This window comes from Mesorhizobium sp. M0816 (genome assembly GCF_040320005.1).
Classification (GTDB): Bacteria; Pseudomonadota; Alphaproteobacteria; order Rhizobiales; family Rhizobiaceae; genus Mesorhizobium.
Window position 1 is genome coordinate 113,967 of record NZ_JAMYOT010000005.1, and the last position, 22,704, is coordinate 136,670.

Genomic DNA, 22,704 nt, shown 5'->3' on the forward strand with positions numbered 1-22,704 from the left:
GCCAAAAACAACATGGCCGGGTTTGACCCCGGCCATGTTCAATTACAGCAGCGCGTCTTGGCGCCGCGGCCATCACGGCTGGATCGGCGCGTATTTGCCGTCGTGCCACTGGTTGATGTCGTAGCTGGCGTTTTTGAGGTCGCCCTTCTCGTCGAAGGTGACCGAGCCGACAACCGTGCTGATCGGCTGGCCGTTCTTTAACGCTTCAGCGACTTTTGCCGGATCGTCGCTGCCGGCGCGTTTGATGCCTTCGGCGAAGGCCTGGATCACCGCATAGGAAAACAGCGTGAAGCCCTCCGGCACGAAGCCGCCGGCCTTGATCTTGGCGATGGCTTCCTTGGCTTCGGGCTTCGCCTGCGGATCCGACGGGAAGACGAACATGGTGCCTTCGCCGGCCGGACCGGCAACCTGCCAGAATTCCGGCGAAGCGATCGAGTCCGGCATGATCAACTGGAACTTGAGGTTCTGCTCCGCCGACTGGCGCAGGATCAGGCCGGCTTCGGGGTGATAGCCGCCGAAATAGACGACGTCGGCTTTCAGCTCCTTGAGCTTGGTAACAAGAGCGGAATAGTCCTTCTCGCCGGCGTTGATGCCCTCGTAGAGGATCTCTTTGAGACCGTTCTGGTTCATCGTTGCCTTGACGGCATCGGCCACGCCCTGCCCATAGGCGCTCTTGTCGTGCATGATGACGACGTTCTTGCCGGCATATTTCTTGGCGATCCAGGGACCGATGAAAGCGCCCTGCGCATCGTCGCGCGTATAGAGGCGCATGATCGTCGGCCAGCCGGCTTTCGCCGCTGCGTCGGTTAGCACCGGGTTCGAGGAAGCCGGACTCATCATCAGCGCACCGGCTTCGGCGTAGACAGCGGAGGCCGGGATGCTGGAGCCCGAGCAGGCGTGGCCATCGATGAACTTGACACCATTGGCGATGATGCGGTTGGCGACCGAAACCGCCTGCTTCGGATCGCACTGGTCATCCTCGACGTCGAGCTTGATCTGGCGGCCGTCGACGCCGCCCGCCGCGTTGATCGCGTCGGCGGCGGCTTGCGCGCCCTGCTTGAACTGATCGCCGATGGTGGCAAGCTGACCGGTCATCGGTCCGACCACCGAAAAGGTGATGTCGTCGGCGAAGGCGACCGGCGCGGTCATCATCAAGCCAAATATGGCTGCGCTCAAAATACTGAATTTCTTCATGGTGACACAACTCCTCCACTCTCGCGCGACCATCCCGGCCGCGCCTCTTCCAGAGTGGCGGGAGAATTTCATCCTTCACCGGAGCTGTCTAGGCGCATCGTCGGCGCTCGATTGGGCCTGCACACGCGGTCCCAAAGACAAAGCCGCGCCAGCCTTGTTCCGGCCGGTCGCGGCTTTTGCCATGAGCTTCCCAACGCATCGGCGCCAGGACCCGCTCGCCTTCCCTGTCTATTGCACAGCTTGCCGCCGTGTTCTTGATCTTGTTGGCTCAGCCGTCTTGCGCGGCCTTGATTTTTCGAGCCCGGCCCTCTGCGCGGCCTTGACCCGAAGCATCCCTGTTGTGATGTCAGTACCCTTGTGAAGTCGATGCCGGCGAATTCAGTGCATCGTCATCCATTCGCGAGCTTCGCGCAGCGCCTTGGCGATCTCGACCTTCGACATGGCGGCAGACAATTCGGAGCGCAGTTCCGCGGCGCGGGCCGAACCCTTGATCGCGGCGATGTTGAACCATTTGTGGGCGGCGACGACATCGGTCTCGCAATCGCGGCCAGTCGCATACATCATGCCCAACTCGAAAAGAATATCGGCCTGGGCAGTTGCCCCCATGGCGCCGAAGCCGGCTTCAAGCATTTCAAAACGTGCCATTTCAAATCCCCTGTTCTGGCTCCCGAGAGCTGTCTCCGTCTGTCCCTCGGTGTCCTTGATTACCGTCGGGGGCGGCCGCTCTTTCGATGCTTTCGAGAATGCCCCGGAGGCTTGAATCCGTCGTTAAATGGCGTGCTTAATTTGAGGAAAACAAAGCTAAAACAAGAGGTAAACGCGAAAATTCGTTAAGGATACAAAGCCAGCAATCGCGCCGGTTTGCACAAGATTTGAAGAAAACTTGCGAGGCGCGGATCAAGACTCCGCTAACCACAGAAGACAAAGACGTGTGCGGCCCGTTTCATTTTTCGCCGGCGCGGCCGATCGGGAGCGGGCAAAAACCCGCAACCCTTCCGTCGCGGCACCGCTTTTGTTTTTCCGGGAGCTGGACTAGCTTACGTGTGCGTAAGGGGCAGACACCCGGGACGGAGCCCGATTGGACTTACCTGAGGGAGGAAAGACATGTTTCGACAAGTGAGCCTGGCCCTCGCGGCCGCAATAATGATGACCGGCGCGGCATGGGCCGATCCGATCGAAGGCAATTGGAAAACGCAAGCCGGATCGACTGCCGCCATTTCGGGTGGCGGCGGGGCATTTTCGATTACGCTCAAATCCGGCAAATTTGCCGGCAAGAACATCGGTTCACTGAAGGTTGCCGGCGACAACAAATATGCCGGCACCATAACCGACCCGGAAACCGACAAGACTTATTCGGGCAAGGCTTCGCTTTCCGGCAGTTCGCTCAAGATGAGCGGCTGCGTGCTCGGCGGGCTGATCTGCAAGAGCCAGACCTGGCACAAGCTCTGATCGTGCCCTTCCTGCCGGGGTGAGCGGGGCCAGTCGGCCCCGTTTTATCGGCCTCGCAGCCATGGCGTCGCCATGGGTCGCTGCACTCAAGGCGGACCCTCTCAGAAATCATCAACCATTTTTGAACCCCAGATGAACGCCGGGATCAGAGCCGGTTCACCCTGGGCAAGGCATTGTCATGCGTGTTGAAGGAGACACCGCGCAATGCTTGCCCGCCGCTTCACCATCGTCTGCCTGCTGATGAGCCTGTTCGGCATGTTGTTCGCCGTCCTTGTCGCCGAAGCCGGCCGGCCGTCCCGCTCCTGGGACGTCGCCAGTTCCTGCCGACTCGGTTGCTTGAACCATCTTCACCACTGAAACGACAAAGAGCTGAACCTTTAGAGAAAAGCAAAACGCCAATGAACCGCCTCGCCGCCAACACCCTCAAGACGCTTCGGCTGCTGCCGCGCGCGGCGCTCATCCTGACTGTTCTTTCGGTACCGGTACTGGCCGTGCCGACGATGCGCACCAATCCCGGCTCGACGATCGAGGCGCCTGCGTTGAGGAAGTCAGGCCTCGGCTTTGTGCTGCTGGTTAGCCTGCAGCGCGGTTAGCAGACCGAAAAACGCCGACAGCGCGTATTGAGGCCGCCTTACCCCCTCCCAACCGCGCGTCCAACTCTCTATATTGGGTCATGGAAAAGCGAATCTATCCCCAAGCCATTGAATCGGTGGTCACGCCGGAGCCGTTTGGCCGGCAGAGCTTCAACGACGCCAAGAAGGCCGTCGCGGCCCTACAGGTGCTTTACGACCGCAACACCAAGTTCCTGCGCGATTCATTTGCCGCGCTCGCCGCGGGCGGCGACAACAACAAACGCTACCGGGCTTTCTATCCGGAGATCGGCGTCACCACGAGTTCCTTTACGCAAATCGACTCGCGGCAGGCCTATGGCCACATGCCGACGCCGGGGCATTTCTCAACCACCGTCACCCAGCCTGCTCTTTTCGAAAGCTACCTCACCGAACAGCTTCGGCTGATCATGCGCAACCACGGCGTTCCCGTCACGGTTTCGGAATCGACCACTCCCATCCCGCTGCATTTCGCCTTCCTCGAAGGCACGCATGTCGACGGCACTGCTGCCGAGCGCATCAAACGGCCGATCCGTGACCTGTTCGACGTGCCGGATCTCGACGGCACCGACGACCAGATCGCCAACGGCACGTTCGAAGTGGCATTGGGCGAGGCACGGCCGCTGGCGCCGTTCACCGCGCAACGGATCGACTATTCGCTGCACCGGATGTCGCATTATACGGCGACCAGTCCCCAGCATTTCCAGAACTTCGTGCTGTTCACCAACTACCAGTTCTACATCGACGAATTCGTCGCCCGTGCACGCGAATTGATGGCCAATGGCGGTGATGGATATGTCGAGTTCGTCGAGCCGGGCAACATCGTGACCAAAGCAGGGGACAGCGCGCCCGGTGAGGGTGCTGCGCCGCCTCGCCTGCCGCAGATGCCGGCCTATCATCTGAAGAAGCCGAATCATGGCGGCATCACCATGGTCAATATCGGCGTTGGGCCTTCCAACGCCAAGACGATCACCGACCATATTGCGGTGCTCCGGCCGCATGCCTGGGTGATGCTCGGCCATTGCGCCGGCCTGCGCAACACGCAGGCGCTCGGGGATTATGTGCTGGCCCATGCCTATGTACGAGAAGACCATGTCCTCGACGACGATCTTCCGGTCTGGGTGCCGATCCCGCCGCTAGCCGAAATCCAGGTGGCTCTGCAGGAAGCGGTCGCCGAGGTGACCGGGCTTTCCGGATATGATCTCAAGCGCATCATGCGCACTGGCACCGTCGCCACTATCGACAACCGCAATTGGGAGCTGCGCGACCAGCGCGGGCCGGTCCAGCGGCTGTCGCAGTCGCGGGCGATCGCGCTCGACATGGAATCGGCGACGATCGCCGCCAACGGCTTCCGCTTCCGGGTGCCCTATGGCACGCTGCTTTGCGTATCCGACAAGCCGCTGCATGGCGAATTGAAGTTGCCGGGCATGGCGACCGAGTTCTACAAGCGGCAAGTGGCGCAGCACCTGACCATCGGCATCAGGGCGATGGAGAAGCTGGCTGAAATGCCGATGGAGCGACTGCATTCGCGCAAGCTCAGGAGCTTTTCGGAAACGGCCTTCCAGTAAATGCCGAATCGCATGTGTCGGTCCAGGTCAGGACATTTCGTCATCTTGATTGAGCCGCACTTCTGCCGATAGACAAAGCGATGGCACGTGTTCGGGACATGACGGTTGCGCTGGCATTCGTCGCAATGCTTGCACTCTCGGCCGCGCTGGTGGCCGGGTTCTTCGGATCGCTGCATCCGGCCCTCGATTCCTTTGCTCATTTCCGCGTCCATTTTTCGGTGCTGATGGCGCTTTGCGCGCTGCCGCTGCTCGCCACCTCGTTTCGCCTGCAGGCCGCGGCCGCATTGCTGTTTGCGATAGCCTCCTTTGCCACCACGTCGAATGCCTTGCCGCTTTCGCGGCTATGGCAGGTGCAGGCCGCCTACGAAGCCAAACCCGGTGACGAGCCAGTCTACCGCCTGCTGCAGATGAACCTCAGGTTCAACAATCCAACGCCTGAGAAGGTGCTGTCGCTGATCGGCCGGACCCAGCCTGATGTGATCACCCTCGACGAGGTGTCCGAGATGTGGAAGGCAAAGCTTGGGCTGCTATCCGGCGCCTATCCCCACCGGATCCTCTGCCCATATCCCAATGGCGTGTTCGGCGTTGCGCTGCTGTCCAGACGACCGTTTGCCATAGGCACGGAGCCGCACTGCGACAGCCGCGGCGCGATGGCGATCGCCACGGTCGATTTCGGCGGAACCGACGTCGATGTCGCCGCCATCCACCTCACCTGGCCATGGCCGCACAACCAATCACGGCAGATTGGAGGGTTGTCTGACGAAATCGCCTCGCTTGGCGAGACGTCGATCCTGGCAGGCGACTGCAACGCAGCGCCATGGAGCGCCGCCGTCCGGCGCGTCGCATCGCTTGGCAAGCTGACTGTAATGCCGTCGGTCGGGCCGACCTGGCTCTACAGAAGGCTGCCGGATTTCCTGCGCTTCGCCGGACTGCCGATCGACCAGGTTTTCAGCAAGGGCGCCATCGTTATCCGTTCGGCGTCGACCCTTGAGGACACCGGCTCAGACCATCTGCCGGTGCTGGTGGAGTTTTCGCTACGGTCGGATGAACAAAAGCCGCTCGACGAGCACCAGACGGCGACCGCGCTTGCGGCGCTGCCTGGCGGGACGCGAAGCTGAAAATCCGCAGTCCAATCTCGACCTGGCTTATTACTGGCCCACAAAAGCGCGGATGAGGTGCTCGACAGGGCCGCCGTCGCGATGCTCGTGCGCATCGAAGGCGATCTGCTTTGCCTCGTATTCGGCATAGATGGCATTGATCCGGCGCTTTGCCTCGCGACGTGCCTCGAAACAGTGCGGGTCATCACCGACTGTCAGCCCTCGAACCGACTTTTCGGTGGCCCGCATCATCTGTCTGGCGATGCGGCCATGGGTCTCTTCATGGGCGCGGACGCCAGCGAAGAACCGCTTCCAGCGCTTCTGCAGCGCAGGCGACGTGGCTGAGACTAGTTTGGGATAGGTATAGAAGAGATTGAGCGTCCCGTTGGCCTGGCGCAGGCGGCAGACGCCGTTTTCCCGATGGGCGTCGAAGGTCCAATCATCGACGCTGTAGCCGGTCTGCGCGATGGCGTGGGTCATGAAGCCGTGCTTCGGCCCACTGCGATCCATGGCCTCGATCAGGGCCGCGCCGGTGGTTCCGGCAATGCTGTAAGTTCGTGTCTTGACCAGCACCTTAGTGCCGGCCAAGGCTGCAGGGGCGCACAATGCCCCGATCGCCACAACGCTCGTCAGAACTGCCAGGCGCATTTTTCCTTCCTCCCTGTCGCCGCAGAAAGGAAACACAGGCAGGCGGTTTATTCAACAATCCTACGGTTGCGCTGCTCCTCATCTTGTTTAGTCCGGAGCAAACCTTGTGACTTACATGTTCTGGTAGACCGGGCCCTCGCCGCCCTGTGGCGGCACCCAATTTATGTTCTGGTTCGGGTCCTTGATGTCGCAAGTCTTGCAGTGCACGCAGTTCTGCGCGTTGATGACGAAGCGCACATCCTTGGCCGCAGGATCGGCGGCGGCATTGCCATCCTTGTCGACCCATTCGTAGACGCTGGCCGGGCAGTAACGCGTCGAGGGCCCCGCATAGACGTCATGCTCGGAGCGCTTCTGCAGGTCCATGTCGGCGACGAGCAGATGCACCGGCTCGTTCTCCTCGTGGTTGGTGTTGGACAGGAACACCGACGACAGCCGGTCGAAGGTCAGCACCCCGTCCGGCTTCGGGTAGGCGATCTTCTGGTGCGCGGCGGCCGGTTCCAGCGTCGCGTAGTCGGCCCTGCCGTGCTTCATCGTGCCGAAGGGCGAGAAGCCGAACAGCGTGTTCAGCCACATGTCGAGGCCGCCAAGGCCGACGCCGACAATGGTGCCGAAGCGCGACCATAGCGGCTTGACGTTGCGCACTTTCTTCAGGTCCTTGCCGATATCGGTGGCGCGCCAGGTGGCCTCGTAGGAGGCCAGCTCGTCATTGGTGCGGCCGGCGGCTATCGCATCACAGACATGCTCGGCCGCCAGCATTCCGGAGAGCACGGCATTGTGCGAGCCCTTGATGCGCGGCACGTTGACGAAGCCGGCCGCGCAGCCGATCAGCGCACCGCCGGGAAAGGACAGTTTCGGCACCGACTGCCAGCCGCCTTCGGTGATGGCGCGGGCACCGTAGCCCAGCCGCTTGGCACCCTCGAAGGTGCCGCGGATCGCCGGATGGGTCTTGAAGCGCTGGAACTCGTCAAAGGGCGACAGATAGGGGTTCTTGTAGTTCAGGTGAACGACGAAGCCGACTGCCACCTGGTTGTCCTCGAGATGGTAGAGGAAGGAGCCGCCGCCGGTCTTCATATCGAGCGGCCAGCCGAAGGAATGCTGGACAAGGCCGGGCCGGTGGTTTTCCGGTTTGATCTGCCAGAGTTCCTTGAGGCCGATGCCGTATTTTCCGGGCTCACGACCGTCGGAAAGGTGGTGTTTGGCGATCAGTTGCTTGGCCAGCGAGCCGCGCGCGCCCTCGCCGATCAAGACATATTTGCCCATCAGCGCCATGCCCGGCGCAAAGCCCGGACCGTGCGTGCCGTCCTTCTCGACGCCCATGTCGCCGGTGACGACGCCGGTGACCGCACCGGCCTCGTTGTAGAGCAGGCCGACCGCGGCAAAGCCCGGATAGATCTCGACGCCCAGCGCCTCGGCCTTGGTCGCCAGCCAGCGGCAGACATTGCCGAGCGAGACGATATAGTTGCCGTGATTGTTCATCAGCGGCGGCATCAGGATATTGGGCAGACGGAACGAACCGGCGGGGCCGAGAACCAGGAAATGGTCGTCGGTGACCGGTGTCCTGAAGGGATGACCCTCCTCTTCGCGCCAGCCGGGCAGCAGCCGGTCGATGCCGATCGGATCGACGACGGCGCCGGACAGGATGTGCGCGCCGACTTCGCCGCCCTTTTCCAGCACGACGACGGAAAGCTCGGGATTGACCTGCTTGAGACGGATCGCGGCGGCGAGGCCGGCCGGGCCGGCGCCGACGATGACCACGTCGAATTCCATGCTTTCGCGTTCGATATCGCTCATCGATCCCTCACTGGCTCGCTATTCCCGGCCTTGCTGGCTCACGCGCTGCATAGCGCATCAAATAGCGACGGGAAACCGGCGCGGACGTGACAATACCGATTTCGTCAAAAAGTCGCGTCCTGCCGCACAGATTCGCGGTGACGAGCATCAATCATCAATCCTATTCCGTTTGCACAGATATGTCGCACTGATGTTTTTAATTGTTCGACGGCTTGCTTATCGGCCATACTTCCCGCCATGCGCATATTCGGGCCGGCTGGCTTTTCATCGACGCGCTTTTTTTTCACGCCCGGCCGGTTTTGCCGTGCGGCGCTCTTGGCGCTTCTGCCACTGACGGCCCTCGATGCCCGTGCCGAGCAGCAACTGGTCTGGGCGACCGGCGCCTATTCCTTTTCCGACGAGCGCGGCGGTTTCCGCATCACCGGGGCTTCCGGCATCGGCACGAAGGAGGATCCGCTGGTCATCACCGAAGAGCTGAATTCAGCGACGCCGGTAACGCTGGCCATTCGCACGACAAGGCCGATCCAGCCGTTCGGCAAGGCGGGAGACTTCGCCAATGGTCTGATGTATATGCGCATCGACGTGCTCAACAATAGCGGCCAAGCCTGGGTCGAGTTCCAGTTCGAACTCCAGGAGATCCTCGACCAGCCGAGCGTGTTCGGCGACGGCCTGTCGTTCGACCAGCGCAACAAAACGCCCGAAAATATCTGGTCGAGCAGCTACGCCGATTTCGACCGCAATTTCGAACCGTATGACCGCCTGCTGTTCAAGAACGGCAAGATCGACCCGCTGAAGACCGCCAGCTTCTATTTCCTGATCACCGACTACACGCCGCGCTGGACGTTCTATCTGGTGCAGGATCCGCGCATACCGTCGAGCTGAACTTGCAAATTCAAGCTCCGCGGCCGAATGTGAAACCATGACTGCCGCCCCCCACACTAGCCGAGCCGATCTCGCCGAGCTGCTGGCCTTCTACGCCAGCGCCGGCGTCGACGAGGCACTTGAAGAACAGCCGGTAAACAGATTTGCAGAAGCCAGGCCGCCGGAGCGGGTGCCTGCGGCTGCCGCTCTGCCGGCCGGTGAAAATGCATCGCCTCATCGCTCGACGAGCGTGTCGCGCGCCGAAATGGGCGAGAGACCGAATACGGCACCGGCAGTGCGAACGTCCCCGGCCATGTCAACGGTGCCCGACGAGGCGCAGGCGGCATTGGCGCGGCAACTGGCGAGATCGGCGGCAAGCCTCGACGAGCTTCGCCAGCACATGGCGGCATTCGACGGCTGCAATCTTAAATTCACCGCCAAGAACCTGGTGTTCGCCGACGGCAATCCGACTGCCGCGGTGATGCTGGTCGGCGAAGCGCCGGGCCGCGACGAGGATATAGAGGGCTTGCCGTTCGTCGGCCGCTCGGGCCGGCTGCTCGACCGCATGCTGGCCGCGATCGGTCTTGACCGGACATCTGCCTACATCGCCAACGTGATTCCCTGGCGGCCGCCGGGCAACCGCACGCCGACGCCGCACGAGACCGAGATCTGCCGGCCGTTCATCGAGCGGCAGATCGAACTGGTCAATCCGAAGGTGCTGGTCAATCTCGGCGGCCCGTCGGCAAAGACCCTGCTCAACACCTCCGAAGGCATATTGCGGCTGCGCGGCAACTGGCGCGTCCACACGACCCCGTCTGGCGTCGCCATTCCCGCCATGCCGACCCTGCATCCGGCCTATTTGTTGAGAACGCCGGCGCACAAGAAGCTGGCGTGGCGGGATTTCCTCGAAGTGAAGGCGAAGTTGCGGGCACTTGGGTAACGGTGCAGAACGCGTCTTCCGTCCTCCCCTTGCGAGGAAGGAAGGGCGGCATCATGACCTCGCAGGTAATTGAAATGCGCCCACTGCCGGCCTAGTCATCTCGTCATGACAGCAGCCCAGATTTCCGCCGGCAGTCTCATTCGCGAATGGCGTACACGCCGGCGCATGAGCCAGCTCGACCTCGCTATGGAGGCCGAGATCTCGCAGCGGCATCTGAGTTTCGTTGAAAGCGGCCGCGCCGCACCCTCGCGTGACATGGTGCTGCATCTGGCGGAGCAGCTTTCGATCCCGCTCAGGCAGCGCAACCAGCTGCTGCTGGCCGCCGGCTTTGCCCCGAGCTTCAGCGAACGACCACTTGACGATGCCTCGATGGCACCGGCGATGGCGGCGGTCGAGACCGTGCTCAAGGCGCACGAGCCGTTCCCGGCGCTTGCCGTGGACCGGCATTGGAACCTGGTGTCGGCGAACGCCGCCATCGGCCCGTTCCTCGCCAATGTCGCCGACGCCTCCCTGCTGAAGCCGCCGGTCAACGTGTTGCGCCTCAGCCTGCATCCCGGCGGCATCGCGCCGCGCATCGTCAACCTTGCGGAATGGCGGACGCATCTTCTGGAGCGGCTGAAGCGGCAGAACGACGCTGCCGCCGATCCGGTTCTGGTCGAGCTCGAGCGCGAGCTTCGGGCCTATCCGTCCGGCCTTAAAGGCAGCCGGCCGGCGCCGGTCGAACCGAACGCGATTGTCCATCCGCTCAAGCTTGCCCATGGCGACGCGGTGCTGTCGTTCATCAGCACCATCACCGTGTTCGGCACGCCGCTCGACGTGACGCTGTCGGAGCTGGCGATCGAATCTTTTTTCCCCGCCGACGAGCAGACGCGGGCGGTGCTGATGCGGCTGGCGAAAGAGCGGACCGACGCAGCGGGCTGATCACCCTTCCGGCGCGACGGCCTTGCGGGTGCGGGTGCGTTCGAGACCCAGCTGGCGCTCGCGCCAGATGATGAAAATCCCCGCCGCAACCACGATCATGCCGCCGACCAGCATGTTGATCGTGGCGACGTCGCCAAAGACCAGATAGCCGACGACGACGCCGAGGATCATCGAAGTGTATTCGAAAGGTGCTACGACGGAAGCCTCGGCATGGCGATAGGCCGAGGTCATCAGGATCTGGCCAAGCCCGCCGCAAAAACCCGCGGCAATCAGAAGCCCCGCCTGTGCTGGCGTCAGCGCATGCCAGCCGAATGGCAGCGAAAGCAGCGCCATGACGCTCGCGGTTACCGAAAACCACAGCACGATGGTCGCCGTCCGCTCGCTCTGGACGAGGTTGCGAACCAGGAGCATGGCGATGGCCGAGATCGCCGCGGCTATGAGGGCGGCGATGACGCCAAGCACCTCCTGATCGCCAAGGGCAGCGCCCGAACTGAGCAGCGTCAGTTCCGGCCACGAGATGATCAGCACCCCGACCAGGCCGACGGCAACCGCACTCCAGCGATAGATGCGGATGGCTTCGCCGAGGAAGATCGAACTGAACACCACGACCAGCAGCGGCTGCGCGTAGTTCAGTGTGATCGCCTCCGGCAGCGGCAGCCGCGTCAGCGCGAAGAAGCCGAGCCCCATGGCACAGACACCGACGACGCCGCGCGCAATGTGGTTGAGCGGGCGCTTTGTCGAAAAGGCGGTTCCGAGTTTTCCCTGGAAGGCAAGGAAGGCGATGATCGGAAAAATGGCAAAGAAGGAGCGGAAGAAGACGATCTGCCCCGCCGGCACGGTGCCTGCCGCCTTGATGCAGGACGACATGCCGACGAAAACCGCCACCGATACGATCTTGAGCAAGATCCCGGTCAGCGTGCTGTGCTCGCCGGCAAGGTCGCCAGCTGCAAGCACTGGCAAATCCGGTCTGGCTGTCACGCCCCTTTTGCTTCCTCGATCGCCGCCCAGATGCACGCCGGCGTTGCCGGCATGTCGATATGCCTGATGCCGTAGGTGCGGTAGAGCGCGTCGGTCACCGCATTGTGCGCGGCAGGCGTCGACCCGATCGTACCCGCCTCCCGCGCGCCCGTGATGAAGGCCATATCCTCGCGACGCAACACAGAGGCGCTCGTTCCGAATTTCGGCGTGACGACGGTCATGGAAGCCTCGCGATGATGGTTGGGAAATGATCGCCTGAAATAGACGTCGCTGCAGTTTTGTCGAGGGAGCGTTTCGTGTAAAGAGCGCAGACTTCAAATTATTTGGACCAGCGGACCCGCCCGCCGCTCCCGGATCGACAGGAAAAATCAAGGAATGCGCACAGATACCGGCCAGGTCTTCAAGCTCGAAGACTATCGCCCCAGTGATTATCTCATTCCGGAAACCAGCCTGACTTTCCGCCTTTCGCCTGAAGCAACGCATGTGACCGCCGAGCTGACGGTCGAACGCCGCGACGGGATTGCGGCGTCGGTGCCACTGGTGCTGGATGGCGACGGGCTGACGCTCCGCAGCATTGCCATCGACGGCCAGGAGCCGAGCCCTGCGGATTTTCTCGCCACGCCCGATCAACTGACAATCATCAGCCCCCCTGCGACAAGGTGCTTCCAGCTGAGAATTGAAACCGTGTTGGCGCCGGCGCAGAACGAAGCGCTAATGGGCCTCTATCGCTCGAGCGACGTCTATTGCACACAATGCGAGGCCGAAGGCTTTCGCCGCATCACTTATTTCCTCGACCGTCCCGACATCCTGTCGGTCTATACGGTCCGCATCGAAGCTCAGCGCCGTGAGGCGCCGCTGCTTTTGTCCAACGGCAACCCGGCCGGCAGCGGCGAGCTTGCCGGCGGCTGGCACTATGCGGTCTGGCACGACCCCTTCCCCAAGCCGTCCTATTTGTTTGCGCTGGTGGCGGGCGACCTCGGCAAGATCTCGGACAGTTTTGTCACCCTGTCTGGCCGCAAGGTCGAGCTCGGAATCTATGTCGAACCGGGCAAGGAGAGGCTCGCCGGCTACGCCATGGACGCTTTGAAACGGTCGATGAAATGGGACGAGGAGGCATTCGGCCGCGAATACGACCTCGATGTCTTCAACATCGTCGCCGTGTCCGACTTCAATATGGGCGCAATGGAGAACAAGGGCCTCAACATCTTCAACGACAAGTACGTTCTTGCCGACCAGGAAACTGCGACCGACGCCGATTTCGCCAATATCGAAGCCATCATCGCGCATGAGTATTTCCACAATTGGACAGGTAACAGAATCACTTGCCGCGACTGGTTCCAGCTTTGCCTGAAGGAAGGGCTGACGGTTTTCCGCGACCACGAATTCTCGGCCGATCAGCGCTCGCGCGCCGTCAAGCGCATCGCCGAGGTTCGTACGCTGCGCGCCCATCAGTTTCCCGAGGACCAAGGGCCGCTGGCGCATCCGGTCCGGCCTCGCCGCTACCGCGAGATCAACAATTTCTACACGGCGACGGTCTACGAAAAAGGCTCGGAAGTCGTGCGCATGATCCATACCATCCTCGGCGCCGAGACGTTCCGCGCCGGCATGGACCTCTACTTCGAACGTCACGACGGCCAGGCGGCGACGATCGAAGACTTCATCAAAGTGTTCGAAGACGTCTCGGGTCGCGACCTGTCGCAGTTTTCGCTGTGGTATCATCAGGCCGGTACGCCGAACCTGACCGTCAGCTCGGCGTATAATCCGGCGGCGCGGGAATTCACGCTCGAAATCGAGCAGTCGGTGCCGCCAACACCGGCGGAAAGCCGCAAGCGGCTGATGCACATTCCGCTTGCCTTCGGCCTGGTTGGCGCCGGTGGCGAGGCGATAGCCCATAGCGGCGTCGAAGGGGCGAATGTCGAGGACGGTGTCATCCATATCCGCAAACGCCGCCATGTCGTCAGGTTTTCCGGGATTGTCGAGCGTCCGGCCATGTCGCTCAACCGCGGCTTTTCGGCGCCGGTGACGCTTTCGGTCGAGCAGCGGCCCGACGATCAGTTTTTTCTGGCTGGCCACGACAGCGACGCCTTCTCGCGCTGGCAGTCGTTCAACACGCTTTTGACTGATGCGCTGATTGCCGGTTTCCGCCAGATCCTGGACCACAGGCCAACCGAGATCAGCGCCCGGCTGACCGAGCTTGCCGGCAAGACAGCCGGCGACGAAGCACTCGAACCCGCCTATCGGGCACTGGCCCTGGCGCTGCCCGGCGAGGCCGATATCGCCCGCGACATCGGCAAGAACATCGACCCCGACGTCATTTTCGCGGCGCGCGAGGCGCTGGCAGTTGCGATCGCCGGGGCCAACCGCGAGATATTCTCCAAACTTTACGATCGGCTCGCCGACAATGGCCCGTTCAGCCCGGACGCGGCCAGTGCCGGGCGGCGGGCGCTGCGCAATGTCCTGCTGGACTATCTCTCCTTGCTGCCGGGAGGTGCGGGACTCGCTGCCGGGCACTTCCAATCGGCGACCAACATGACGGATCGTGCCGCGGCGTTGACCGTTCTTGCGCACCGTCACCATGGCTCACCTGAGGCGACCAAGGCACTGGCCGATTTCGAGGCGAAATATGCAACCGATCCGCTGGTCATGGACAAATGGTTCCAGACCCAGGCCAGCGTGCCCGGCCCGCAAACCGTGGACGCGGTGCGCGCCTTGACCAGCCACCCGGCGTTCTCGATCGCCAACCCGAACCGGGTACGGGCACTCATCGGTACGTTTTCCAGCGCCAACCAGACCGGCTTCCATCGCGCCGACGGCCAAGGCTACCGGCTTTTCGTCGAAACGGTGCTGCAGGTCGAAAAACGCAACCCGCAGGTGGCCGCCAGGCTGGCGACGGCGCTCAGGTCGTGGCGCTCGCTCGAACCGGTGCGGCAGGCCAAGGCAAGGGAGGCGTTGCTTTCGATCGCCAATACCGAGAAGCTGTCGGCCGATTTGCGAGACATCGTCGAGCGCACCCTGGCGTAAGCGACCTCCCGTTCTCCCCTTGTGGGAAAAAGGGAAGACCACCCGAAAACCCCATTATTTTAGTCGATTTTTAATCTTTTTTCGCCGCGCCTCTGGACAAGGCGAATCACCTTTGATTCTTTAGTGACGATTCGGAAGTGCGGCGTTGCCGGATCGTCAAGCGGGACAGAAAATCGGGGAGTGCCATTTATGGCGAAGGCGGACGCGTGGGGCGCGCCCGGTGGGACGGCGTTTGAGCGTCGCGAGGCGCGAAGCGACGGTCTCGCGGGCAATACGCGGCTCATCGCCGAACCTGCCTACCGACGGCTGCTGGCAGCCGAGCCGCTGTTGCGGCGATCGATCCCGGCCCTCATCATCATGTTTCTGTTGATCATCGCAGTACTGCGCTTTCTTTCGCTGATGAACGAGCGCGACGAGATCGAGCGCGACGCCAAGGCGATCCTTGCGCTGGCCGCCGGCCAACTGGCCAGTTCGATCGCCGACGCGACCATGGTTTCCGCGCCCGGCGCGATCCAGGACCTGCTGGAGAGCACCGGTCGTCAGGGCGCGATGGGCCGAAGCCACGTACTGGCGATCACCGATAGCGCCTTCAAGATCATTGCCGTATCGCCGCAGTCGATGCACTGGGAGGGGCGATCGCTCGATGGCGTCGTGCAGGGCGGGCAGCCGCTGTTCATGTTCGGTGACCGCGCCGGGGTAATGGAGGTCAACATCGGCGGACAGGACTGGTACGCGGCAGTGAGCCTGGCGAATGGCCGAAGGGGTGCCGCGGCAGCGTTCGTGCCGCAGGAGGCAGTTTTTGACGCCTGGCGCAAGACGGTCTCACTCAACGTCACGCTGTTCGTGCTGACGGCCGGCGTGCTGATCATCATCCTCTACGCCTATTTCGGCCAGGCGGCGCGCGCCCAGGCCGCCGATCGCATCTATCTCGAAGCCCACCAGCGCATCGACATGGCGCTGGTGCGCGGCCGCTGCGGCCTGTGGGATTGGGACATGGTGCGCGGCAAGATGTACTGGTCGCGCTCGATGTACGACATGCTGGGCTACGAGCCTTGTGACACGATGCTGTCGTTCGGCGAAGTCGATGAAATCATTCATCCCGAGGACGGCGATTTGTTCGAACTCGCCAACAGGATCGTCGCACGCGAGATCGACCATATCGACCAGGTGTTCCGGATGCGCCATGCCGACGGGCAATGGGTTTGGATGCGCGCAAGAGCACACGTTATCGACCCGGAAGCGCCGGAGATCCAGCTGATCGGCATCGCCGTCGACGTCACCGAGCAGCGGCATCTGGCGCTGCGCTCCGAAGCGGCGGACCTGCGCCTGAGGACGGCCATCGAAAACATCAACGAATCTTTCGTGCTGTGGGATTCGTCCGAGCGCCTGATCATGTGCAATTCCAAATACCAGCAGGACAACGGCCTGTTGGATCGCGACGTGATGCCGGGCGCTCCGCGCGCCGTTCTGGAGGAACGCATGCTGGCCTTCGCCTTGGAGCGGCGGCTTGCCAACACCAACGGACCGCAGGGAGGCGTGACCTTCGAGCGCCAGCTTGCCGACGGCCGCTGGCTGCAGGTGAACGAGTTGCGGACAAGGGACGGCGGTACCGTCTCTGTCGGCTCCGACATCACCCAGATCAAGCTGCACCAGGAGAAGCTGGTCGACAGCGAGCGCCGGCTGATGGCGACAATCCATGACCTCAGCCTTGCCCGCCGCGCGGAAGAAGAACGGGCTCGTGAGCTCGTCGAACTCAATCGCAAATACATGAAGGAAACCGAGCGCGCCGAAGCGGCGAACCGGGCGAAATCCGAATTCCTGGCCAACATGTCGCACGAGTTGCGCACCCCGCTCAACGCGATCATCGGCTTCTCGGAACTGATGGAACGGCGGCTGTTCGGGCCGCTGGGTTCGCCGCGCTACGAAGAGTATGCCACCGACATCAACGGCAGCGGCAAATATCTTCTCGGCGTGATCAACGACATTCTCGACATGTCGAAGATCGAGGCCGGCCAGTTCGCACTGGATCAGGAAGAAATCGATCTCTGCCCGCTTATCAGGGAGACGGTTCGCGTCGTCTCTCTGCAGGCGGCGGAAAAGTCGATCACCGTCGAAACCCGCATCGCCGATTCGCTGACGCTGTTCGCCGACCGCAGGGCGATCAAGCAGATCCTCATCAACCTTCTGTCCAATGCGGTGAAGTTCACCGGGCAAGGCGGCCACATCTCGGTCAGAGCCCGCAGCATTTCCAGCGCGCTGATCCTGACGATCGAGGACAATGGCTGCGGCATCCCGAAGGCGGCGCTGAGCAAGCTCGGGCGGCCATTCGAACAGGTGCAAAACCAGTTCTCCAAGAGCCATGCCGGCTCCGGCCTCGGCCTCGCCATCTCGCGCTCGCTGGCCGAGCTTCAGGGTGGCGCGTTGAAGATCCGCTCGACCGAAAGCGTCGGAACGATCGTCTCGGTACGCATCCCGATCAAGAAAGCCGCGCAGGCGGTCAGGGCCGCTGCCTGAATGACAAAATAAGTCTCCGGCGGCTCGCGCCGCCGGAGCGGTTGTCAATTCTCACTGCATGCCGTCAGCGCCATCATTGCCCTCGCCGTCCCATTGGCGGTGACGGCCGGGACCCTTCGGCAGTTCGTTCTTCTCGATTTTCCCGTCATTGTCACGGTCGAGCATGGCGAAGACCTTCTTCTGGCGGCTTGTGATGTCGTCGGCGGTCAGCGTGCCGTCGCCCTTGGTGTCGTAACGGGCGATGATGCGCCTGGCCATCTGCTCGAAGCGTGCTTTCTCCAGCGCGTCGGCGAGCTGTGCCACGGTCAGCTTGCCGCCATTGTCGGCGACCATCTTCTTCAGCCGCGCGTTCATGGCGTCGGAGAACTGGTCGAAGGTGATGGTGCCGTCATTGTCCTTCATGACCTTGCCGAGGCGCATCATCATGCCGTCGCGCGGCCCGGCCCCGGAGTGCTCGTCTGCATAGGCAGCGGTGCCGACGGCGCCGGCCAGGGCTGCGAAAACGAGTGCAAGTCTGGTCGTCTTTCTCATGGTCTTCTCCTGTTGCATCGTCACCCCCGATGCTAGAGCGGCGGACCTTCAATCCCCCGCTCTATCTCTTTGATTGAACATCGGAACCTCCCAAAGCAGGTCGCAATTTTGGGCCCGATGCTCTCGCCCGTACGGCTGGTTGCCGTCACGGTTGTTTCGCACGAAGCAGAAGGTCGAAATCCTTTCTGACCTTCTGCGACGTCTCCCCGAGATGCGCTTCAAGCACCCCGAAATCCGGCAGGTCGGTGACGGCCAGAAGCAGATCCGAAAGCCCTGGCGGAACGTCGTCTCGTTCGAACGCGCCGGTGAGGCAAAGCCGTATCATCTGGGTCAGCGCCAGATAGAGCGAATAGGCATCCACCAGTTCCTGCCTGACCTGGGCGCTGGCGAAATCCGGCGCCAGGCGCGACAGGACCTCAGCCGTGCCGGTGGCCCTGCGGCCTGCCTCGATCTTTCCGGTGATCAGCGCAATCTGGGCAATGAATTCGAGATCGATGAGGCCGCCCGGGATCAGCTTGATGTCCCAGGGATCGCGCGGCGGCTTCTCCTTGTCGACCATGGCGCGCATCTCGGATGCCTCGGCCATCACCTTGGCTGGATCGCGCGGCAGAGCGAGCACTGCGGCAACTTCTCCCTCGACCTCGCGGCAGAGCTCGGCATCGCCGCCGATCGTGCGGGCGCGCGCCAGCGCCATGTGCTCCCATGTCCAGGCTTCCTGGCGCTGATACTTCTTGAAGGCGTCGACATGGGTGGCCACCGGCCCCTTGTTGCCGGACGGCCGCAGGCGAAGGTCGAGCTCGTAGAGCACGCCCTCGGCGGTCGGCGCCGAAACGGCGGCGATCAGCCGCTGTGTCAGCCGGCTGTAGTAATGCGACGGGGCAAGCGGCTTGTCGCCGTCGGACTCCTCCGCATCGGCGTCGTGATCGTAGAGCAGGATGAGGTCGACGTCGGAGCCCGCCGTCAGTTCGCGGCTGCCGAGCTTGCCCATGCCGAGCAGCGCGACCCGGCCGCCGGCAATATAGCCATGACGCAAAGCGAATTCCGCCATCACCGCCTGCAATGCCGCCTCGATGGTCAGGTCGGCGAGATCGGAAAAAGCGCGGCCGGCGCGCGGCGGGTCGATCGACCCGGCAAGCAGCCTGACGCCGATCAGGAATTTTTGCTCCGAAGCAAAGATGCGCAGCCGGTCGAGCACGTCTTCATAGGCTCTGTCGCCTTCGAGGAAGGCGGCAAGGCGCGCCGACAGATAGGCGCGGTTTGGCAGTTCGCTCAGCAGCGCCGGATCGAGCAGCCCATCGAAGACATGCGGCCGGCGCGTGATGATGGCGGCCAGCCGCGGTGCCGCGCCCATGATAGTCGCCATCAGCTTCAGCAAAGCCGGATTCGACTGCAGCAGCGAAAACAGCTGGATGCCGGCAGGCAGGCCGGCAAGGAATTCGTCGAAGCGGATCACTGCGTCGTCCGCCCGCCGCGTCTGGCCGAAGGCTTGCAGCAGCGCCGGCGTCAGTTCGGTCAGCCGCTCGCGCGCTTCCGCCGACCTGGTGACGCGGTAGCGGCCGAAGTGCCAGCCGCGGATAACCCGGCAGATGTCGCTCGGCCGCTGGAAGCCGAGCCGCTGCAAGGTCTGCAAGGTGTCGGGATCGTCGACGTCGCCGGTAAAGACCAGATTGCCGATGCCGGCCGAAAGCTCCGGCGCGGTTTCGAACAGCGCTGCATAGTGGCGCTCGACCTGGTGCAGCGCCGCGCGGAACGTTTCGGCAAAGCCTGCCGCATCGGCAAAGCCCAGCATGCGGGCGACGCGCTCCAGCCCCTCTTCGTCCTCCGGCAGGATATGCGTCTGCTGGTCGGCAACCATCTGGATGGCATGTTCGACGCGGCGCAGGAACCAGTATTGCCTGGTGAGCGCATCGCGCGCGTCGGCGGTGATCCAGCCGCGCGCGGCGAGCTCGCCGAGCATCGGCACGGTCTCGCGGCCGCGCAGTTCGGGAAAGCGGCCGCCGGCGATGAGTTGCTGGGTCTGGACGAAGAACTCGATCTCGCGGATGCCGCCGCGGCCGAGCTTGACGTTGTGGCCTTTGACCGCGACCTCGCCATGGCCCTTGTGGGCGTGGATCTGGCGCTTGATCGAATGGACGTCGGCAATCGCCGCGTAGTCCATGTATTTGCGCCAGATATAGGGCTGCAGTCCCTTCACGAACGCGGCGCCGGCGGCAACATCGCCGGCCACCGGGCGCGCCTTGATCATGGCGGCGCGCTCCCAGTTCTGGCCGCGCGCCTCATAGTAGCGCAGTGCCGCCTCGACCGGGATCGCCAGCGGCGTCGAGCCGGGATCGGGACGAAGCCTGAGATCGGTGCGGAAGACGTAACCGTGCTCGGTGCGGTCCTGGAGGATACGGACAAGCCGGCGGGTCAGGCGCGAAAACAGCTCTGTGGCATCGAGCGGATCGACGACGGCAGGCGCATCGGGGTCGAAGAAGACGACGAGGTCGATGTCGGAGGAGAAGTTCAGCTCATGCGCGCCGAGCTTGCCCATGCCGAGCAGAATCCAGCCCGAGCGTCGCGCCGGATTTTTGGCATCCGGCAATCGGAGCTTGCCTTGCTCATGCGCGTCGCGGAGCAGGAAATCGACAGCCGCACGCGTGCAGGCGTCGGCAAGGTCGCTCAGTCGCCGCACCGTCAGCGAGGTCTCGGCTTCGCCGGCGAGATCGGCCAAGGCGATCAGGAAATGCGCCTCCGCCTTGCATTGGCGCAGCTCCATCATCAGGCTGCTTTCGGAGACGGCCTGTACGCGTGCTGCCTTGTCGACCGCGGCGCCGATCGATGATAGCCGCGCCTCGATGGCCTCGTCGAAAAGCGCATCGAGTATCCGCGGCCGGCGGCGCGCGGTATCGCGCAGGAACGGCGACAGGTCGAACACGGCGGCGAGGAAATCCTGGACGACCCCCTTGCCTGCCAAGAATTTCGCCAGTCGCGGCAGTTCTTTTTGCCGCGCGGCGTCGGCGATCTCCGACAATTCCTGCCTGGCGCGGCTTGCATCCAGCGGAACGAGCTTTATCGTCGGCTTCAACAGCCTGTCCGTTTCGAGGCGTCGCACTGCCATCCTCGCCACCATCAGCGATCCTCCCGCCCGGGAAAACTCATGACGACGGACAATCCGGGATTGCCGGGCAGAAGCTCAAGCCGTCCATTGTGGAACGTCACGATCGCCTTGGCGAGGCTCAAGCCAAGGCCGGAACCCGGCTGCGAGCGGCTCTTTTCCAGCCGCACGAAACGCTCGGTCACCCTGGCGCGGTCGACATCGTCGGGAATGCCCTGGCCGTTGTCGGAGACGGCGAGTCTGATCTCGCTGCCGACACGCTCCAGCGTCACGCGAACCGTAGGCCTGGAGGTCGAGTCGGTCGAATATTTGATCGCGTTGTCGACGATGTTGGACAGCGCCTGGCCAATCAGCTCGCGATTGCCGTTGACGGCGAAGGAACCTTGCACCGAAGTTTCGAGCGTCACGCCCGCCTCCTCCGCTACCGGCTCGTAGAGTTCGACGACGTCGTGCACGGCAGCGGCCAGATCAACCCTGGTGGTGCTTTCCGAGGAATAGCCGGCTTCCAGTCGCGAGATCATCAGGATGGCGTTGAAGGTCTTTATCAGCTGATCGGATTCGGCGATCGTTCCTTCCAGCGCCTGCCGGTAGTCGCTGGTGTTGTGCTTGCCGGAAAGCGTCGCCTCGGCGCGATTGCGCAGCCTGGTCAGCGGCGTTTTCAGGTCGTGGGCGATGTTGTCGGAGACCTGCTTCAGGCCCTCGTTGAGCGTGGCGATCCTGGCCAGCATGGAATTGAGGTTTTCCGACAGCCGGTCGAACTCGTCGCCGGCGCCGGTGACCGGCAGCCGGCCGGAAAGATCGCCGCCCAGGATACGGCGGCTCGCCTCGGACACGCTGTCGATGCGCTTCAGCGCCGCGCGCCCGACAAAAAACCAGATCAGCAGCCCGCCGACGCCCATCATGCCGAGCGCCAGCATCAGAGCGCGGCGAATGACGGCGCGGAAGCGCTCCGGCTCGCCGAGGTCGCGGCCGACCAGCATGATCATCTGGTTGGGCAGGCGCAGCACCAGGGCAATGGCGTTGTGGCCTTTCTCGCCTTCGGCCTGGACTTCGCTCTGGGCGGGCTCGTTCGGGTCGGCGACCGGGTTGCGCTGCCGCTCGAGCTCGCCCTCACCGAAGCGGCGGTAGGAGAACGGTTCGGTGGTCCAGCCCTCGGCCTCGATCACGCCCGGCTCCAGGCTCTGCACGTTGCCGGTCAGGATCTGGCCGTTGGCATCGGCGATCAGATAGAGATTGGCGCCGGGCTGGCGGGAGCGCTGCTCGACGACACGGACCAGCAGCGGCAAGCCGCCGCGCTGATAGGCGCGGGCGAGGCCGAGCACCTCGTCGTTGATCGTGTCCTGGGTCTGGCCGGTCAGCATGCGCGCCGACAGCGAGGTCATGTAAAACACGAGCAGCACCGCGCAGATGGCGAACAGCAGGAGGTAGAGCGCCGAAAGCCGCGCTGCCGTCGTCTTCATGATGGCCGGCACGGAAAGAGTCATGG

Annotated in this window: 20 protein-coding genes; 10 read left to right on the plus strand and 10 right to left on the minus strand. The window is 63.1% G+C overall.

Features of this window, described 5'->3' with window-relative positions:
- Positions 1-72 precede the first annotated feature (72 nt).
- Together NKI17_RS09350 and NKI17_RS09355 are read right to left on the minus strand one after the other, a co-directional pair.
- Positions 73-1,194 carry a branched-chain amino acid ABC transporter substrate-binding protein gene (locus NKI17_RS09350; protein ID WP_352905735.1) on the minus strand — a complete coding sequence of 374 codons (1,122 nt, stop codon included), beginning with the start codon at positions 1,192-1,194 and terminating at the stop codon, positions 73-75.
- A gap of 378 nt (positions 1,195-1,572) precedes the next feature.
- Positions 1,573-1,839: an SEL1-like repeat protein gene (locus NKI17_RS09355; protein WP_010915070.1), complete on the minus strand. Its 267-nt coding sequence runs from the start codon at positions 1,837-1,839 to the stop codon at positions 1,573-1,575.
- Between the two features lie 459 nt (positions 1,840-2,298).
- On the opposite strand from NKI17_RS09355, the gene NKI17_RS09360 reads away from it, so the two are divergent.
- The 5 genes from NKI17_RS09360 to NKI17_RS09380 all read left to right on the plus strand — a co-directional run bounded on the left by NKI17_RS09360 (position 2,299) and on the right by NKI17_RS09380 (position 5,937).
- Entirely contained in the window at positions 2,299-2,643 is a 345-nt protein-coding gene (locus NKI17_RS09360; RefSeq protein ID WP_023677801.1) for a DUF2147 domain-containing protein, read from the plus strand.
- A gap of 204 nt (positions 2,644-2,847) precedes the next feature.
- On the plus strand, positions 2,848-3,000 hold the full coding sequence (locus tag NKI17_RS09365) for a hypothetical protein (RefSeq protein WP_023677802.1): 153 nt from the start codon (positions 2,848-2,850) through the stop codon (positions 2,998-3,000).
- Positions 3,001-3,041: 41 nt separating this feature from the next.
- Positions 3,042-3,236 carry a hypothetical protein gene (locus NKI17_RS09370; protein WP_352905736.1) on the plus strand — a complete coding sequence of 65 codons (195 nt, stop codon included), beginning with the start codon at positions 3,042-3,044 and terminating at the stop codon, positions 3,234-3,236.
- A gap of 80 nt (positions 3,237-3,316) precedes the next feature.
- Positions 3,317-4,819, plus strand: a complete 1,503-nt coding sequence (locus tag NKI17_RS09375) for an AMP nucleosidase (RefSeq protein WP_352905737.1) — start codon at positions 3,317-3,319, stop codon at positions 4,817-4,819.
- Positions 4,820-4,899: 80 nt separating this feature from the next.
- Positions 4,900-5,937 (plus strand): endonuclease/exonuclease/phosphatase family protein, encoded by a 1,038-nt coding sequence (locus NKI17_RS09380; protein WP_352905738.1) that lies wholly within the window; start codon positions 4,900-4,902, stop codon positions 5,935-5,937.
- 30 nt (positions 5,938-5,967) lie between these two features.
- Here the strand turns inward: NKI17_RS09380 and NKI17_RS09385 are convergent, their stop codons facing one another.
- The 3 genes from NKI17_RS09385 to NKI17_RS09395 all read right to left on the minus strand — a co-directional run bounded on the left by NKI17_RS09385 (position 5,968) and on the right by NKI17_RS09395 (position 8,642).
- Positions 5,968-6,564 carry a DUF922 domain-containing protein gene (locus NKI17_RS09385; RefSeq protein WP_352454346.1) on the minus strand — a complete coding sequence of 199 codons (597 nt, stop codon included), beginning with the start codon at positions 6,562-6,564 and terminating at the stop codon, positions 5,968-5,970.
- A gap of 111 nt (positions 6,565-6,675) precedes the next feature.
- Entirely contained in the window at positions 6,676-8,355 is a 1,680-nt protein-coding gene (locus NKI17_RS09390; RefSeq protein ID WP_023677807.1) for an electron transfer flavoprotein-ubiquinone oxidoreductase, read from the minus strand.
- Between the two features lie 104 nt (positions 8,356-8,459).
- On the minus strand, positions 8,460-8,642 hold the full coding sequence (locus tag NKI17_RS09395) for a hypothetical protein (RefSeq protein WP_352905880.1): 183 nt from the start codon (positions 8,640-8,642) through the stop codon (positions 8,460-8,462).
- Between NKI17_RS09395 and NKI17_RS09400 the strand changes: the two genes are divergently transcribed.
- The 3 genes from NKI17_RS09400 (at position 8,593) to NKI17_RS09410 (ending at position 11,077) form a co-directional block, all read left to right on the plus strand.
- Entirely contained in the window at positions 8,593-9,237 is a 645-nt protein-coding gene (locus tag NKI17_RS09400) for a hypothetical protein (protein ID WP_023677808.1), read from the plus strand. The genes NKI17_RS09395 and NKI17_RS09400 overlap by 50 nt on opposite strands.
- A gap of 37 nt (positions 9,238-9,274) precedes the next feature.
- Positions 9,275-10,156: a uracil-DNA glycosylase gene (locus NKI17_RS09405; protein ID WP_352449032.1), complete on the plus strand. Its 882-nt coding sequence runs from the start codon at positions 9,275-9,277 to the stop codon at positions 10,154-10,156.
- A 105-nt stretch (positions 10,157-10,261) separates the two neighbouring features.
- Positions 10,262-11,077 carry a helix-turn-helix domain-containing protein gene (locus NKI17_RS09410; RefSeq protein ID WP_352636421.1) on the plus strand — a complete coding sequence of 272 codons (816 nt, stop codon included), beginning with the start codon at positions 10,262-10,264 and terminating at the stop codon, positions 11,075-11,077.
- On the opposite strand, the gene NKI17_RS09415 is transcribed toward NKI17_RS09410, so the two are convergent.
- Complete coding sequence (locus NKI17_RS09415) at positions 11,078-12,055, minus strand: DMT family transporter (RefSeq protein ID WP_502894460.1); 978 nt, start codon at positions 12,053-12,055, stop codon at positions 11,078-11,080.
- A complete protein-coding gene (locus NKI17_RS09420) occupies positions 12,052-12,276 on the minus strand; it encodes a hypothetical protein (protein ID WP_352905881.1) in 225 nt (74 codons plus the stop codon). Before NKI17_RS09420 ends, NKI17_RS09415 begins: the two co-directional genes overlap by 4 nt.
- 154 nt (positions 12,277-12,430) lie before the next feature.
- Here NKI17_RS09420 and pepN point away from each other — a divergent pair, with 154 nt between their 5' ends.
- Positions 12,431-15,076, plus strand: coding sequence for an aminopeptidase N (pepN, locus tag NKI17_RS09425; RefSeq protein WP_352905739.1), 2,646 nt, complete (start codon positions 12,431-12,433; stop codon positions 15,074-15,076).
- Positions 15,077-15,265: 189 nt separating this feature from the next.
- A complete protein-coding gene (locus NKI17_RS09430; protein ID WP_352905740.1) occupies positions 15,266-17,590 on the plus strand; it encodes a PAS domain-containing sensor histidine kinase in 2,325 nt (774 codons plus the stop codon).
- 51 nt (positions 17,591-17,641) lie between these two features.
- Here the strand turns inward: NKI17_RS09430 and NKI17_RS09435 are convergent, their stop codons facing one another.
- The 3 genes from NKI17_RS09435 to NKI17_RS09445 all read right to left on the minus strand — a co-directional run bounded on the left by NKI17_RS09435 (position 17,642) and on the right by NKI17_RS09445 (position 22,702).
- Positions 17,642-18,121, minus strand: coding sequence for an EF-hand domain-containing protein (locus NKI17_RS09435; protein WP_352569858.1), 480 nt, complete (start codon positions 18,119-18,121; stop codon positions 17,642-17,644).
- A 145-nt stretch (positions 18,122-18,266) separates the two neighbouring features.
- Entirely contained in the window at positions 18,267-21,233 is a 2,967-nt protein-coding gene (locus NKI17_RS09440) for a bifunctional [glutamine synthetase] adenylyltransferase/[glutamine synthetase]-adenylyl-L-tyrosine phosphorylase (RefSeq protein ID WP_352636419.1), read from the minus strand.
- Positions 21,233-22,702 (minus strand): sensor histidine kinase, encoded by a 1,470-nt coding sequence (locus NKI17_RS09445; protein WP_352569861.1) that lies wholly within the window; start codon positions 22,700-22,702, stop codon positions 21,233-21,235. Before NKI17_RS09445 ends, NKI17_RS09440 begins: the two co-directional genes overlap by 1 nt.
- Between the last annotated feature and the right edge of the window lie 2 nt (positions 22,703-22,704).

Bases quoted from the DNA above. Each gene is read 5' to 3' on its own strand.
- NKI17_RS09440 (WP_352636419.1), bottom strand. From the start codon at position 21,233: ATGGTGGCGAGGATGGCAGTGCGACGCCTCGAAACGGACAGGCTGTTG.
- NKI17_RS09435 (WP_352569858.1), bottom strand. From the start codon at position 18,121: ATGAGAAAGACGACCAGACTTGCACTCGTTTTCGCAGCCCTGGCCGGC.
- pepN (WP_352905739.1), top strand. From the start codon at position 12,431: ATGCGCACAGATACCGGCCAGGTCTTCAAGCTCGAAGACTATCGCCCC.
- NKI17_RS09390 (WP_023677807.1), bottom strand. From the start codon at position 8,355: ATGAGCGATATCGAACGCGAAAGCATGGAATTCGACGTGGTCATCGTC.
- NKI17_RS09400 (WP_023677808.1), top strand. From the start codon at position 8,593: ATGCGCATATTCGGGCCGGCTGGCTTTTCATCGACGCGCTTTTTTTTC.
- NKI17_RS09370 (WP_352905736.1), top strand. From the start codon at position 3,042: ATGAACCGCCTCGCCGCCAACACCCTCAAGACGCTTCGGCTGCTGCCG.
- NKI17_RS09420 (WP_352905881.1), bottom strand. From the start codon at position 12,276: ATGACCGTCGTCACGCCGAAATTCGGAACGAGCGCCTCTGTGTTGCGT.
- NKI17_RS09405 (WP_352449032.1), top strand. From the start codon at position 9,275: ATGACTGCCGCCCCCCACACTAGCCGAGCCGATCTCGCCGAGCTGCTG.
- NKI17_RS09385 (WP_352454346.1), bottom strand. From the start codon at position 6,564: ATGCGCCTGGCAGTTCTGACGAGCGTTGTGGCGATCGGGGCATTGTGC.
- NKI17_RS09360 (WP_023677801.1), top strand. From the start codon at position 2,299: ATGTTTCGACAAGTGAGCCTGGCCCTCGCGGCCGCAATAATGATGACC.
- NKI17_RS09350 (WP_352905735.1), bottom strand. From the start codon at position 1,194: ATGAAGAAATTCAGTATTTTGAGCGCAGCCATATTTGGCTTGATGATG.
- NKI17_RS09410 (WP_352636421.1), top strand. From the start codon at position 10,262: ATGACAGCAGCCCAGATTTCCGCCGGCAGTCTCATTCGCGAATGGCGT.
- NKI17_RS09375 (WP_352905737.1), top strand. From the start codon at position 3,317: ATGGAAAAGCGAATCTATCCCCAAGCCATTGAATCGGTGGTCACGCCG.
- NKI17_RS09365 (WP_023677802.1), top strand. From the start codon at position 2,848: ATGCTTGCCCGCCGCTTCACCATCGTCTGCCTGCTGATGAGCCTGTTC.
- NKI17_RS09430 (WP_352905740.1), top strand. From the start codon at position 15,266: ATGGCGAAGGCGGACGCGTGGGGCGCGCCCGGTGGGACGGCGTTTGAG.
- NKI17_RS09355 (WP_010915070.1), bottom strand. From the start codon at position 1,839: ATGGCACGTTTTGAAATGCTTGAAGCCGGCTTCGGCGCCATGGGGGCA.
- NKI17_RS09380 (WP_352905738.1), top strand. From the start codon at position 4,900: ATGGCACGTGTTCGGGACATGACGGTTGCGCTGGCATTCGTCGCAATG.
- NKI17_RS09445 (WP_352569861.1), bottom strand. From the start codon at position 22,702: ATGACTCTTTCCGTGCCGGCCATCATGAAGACGACGGCAGCGCGGCTT.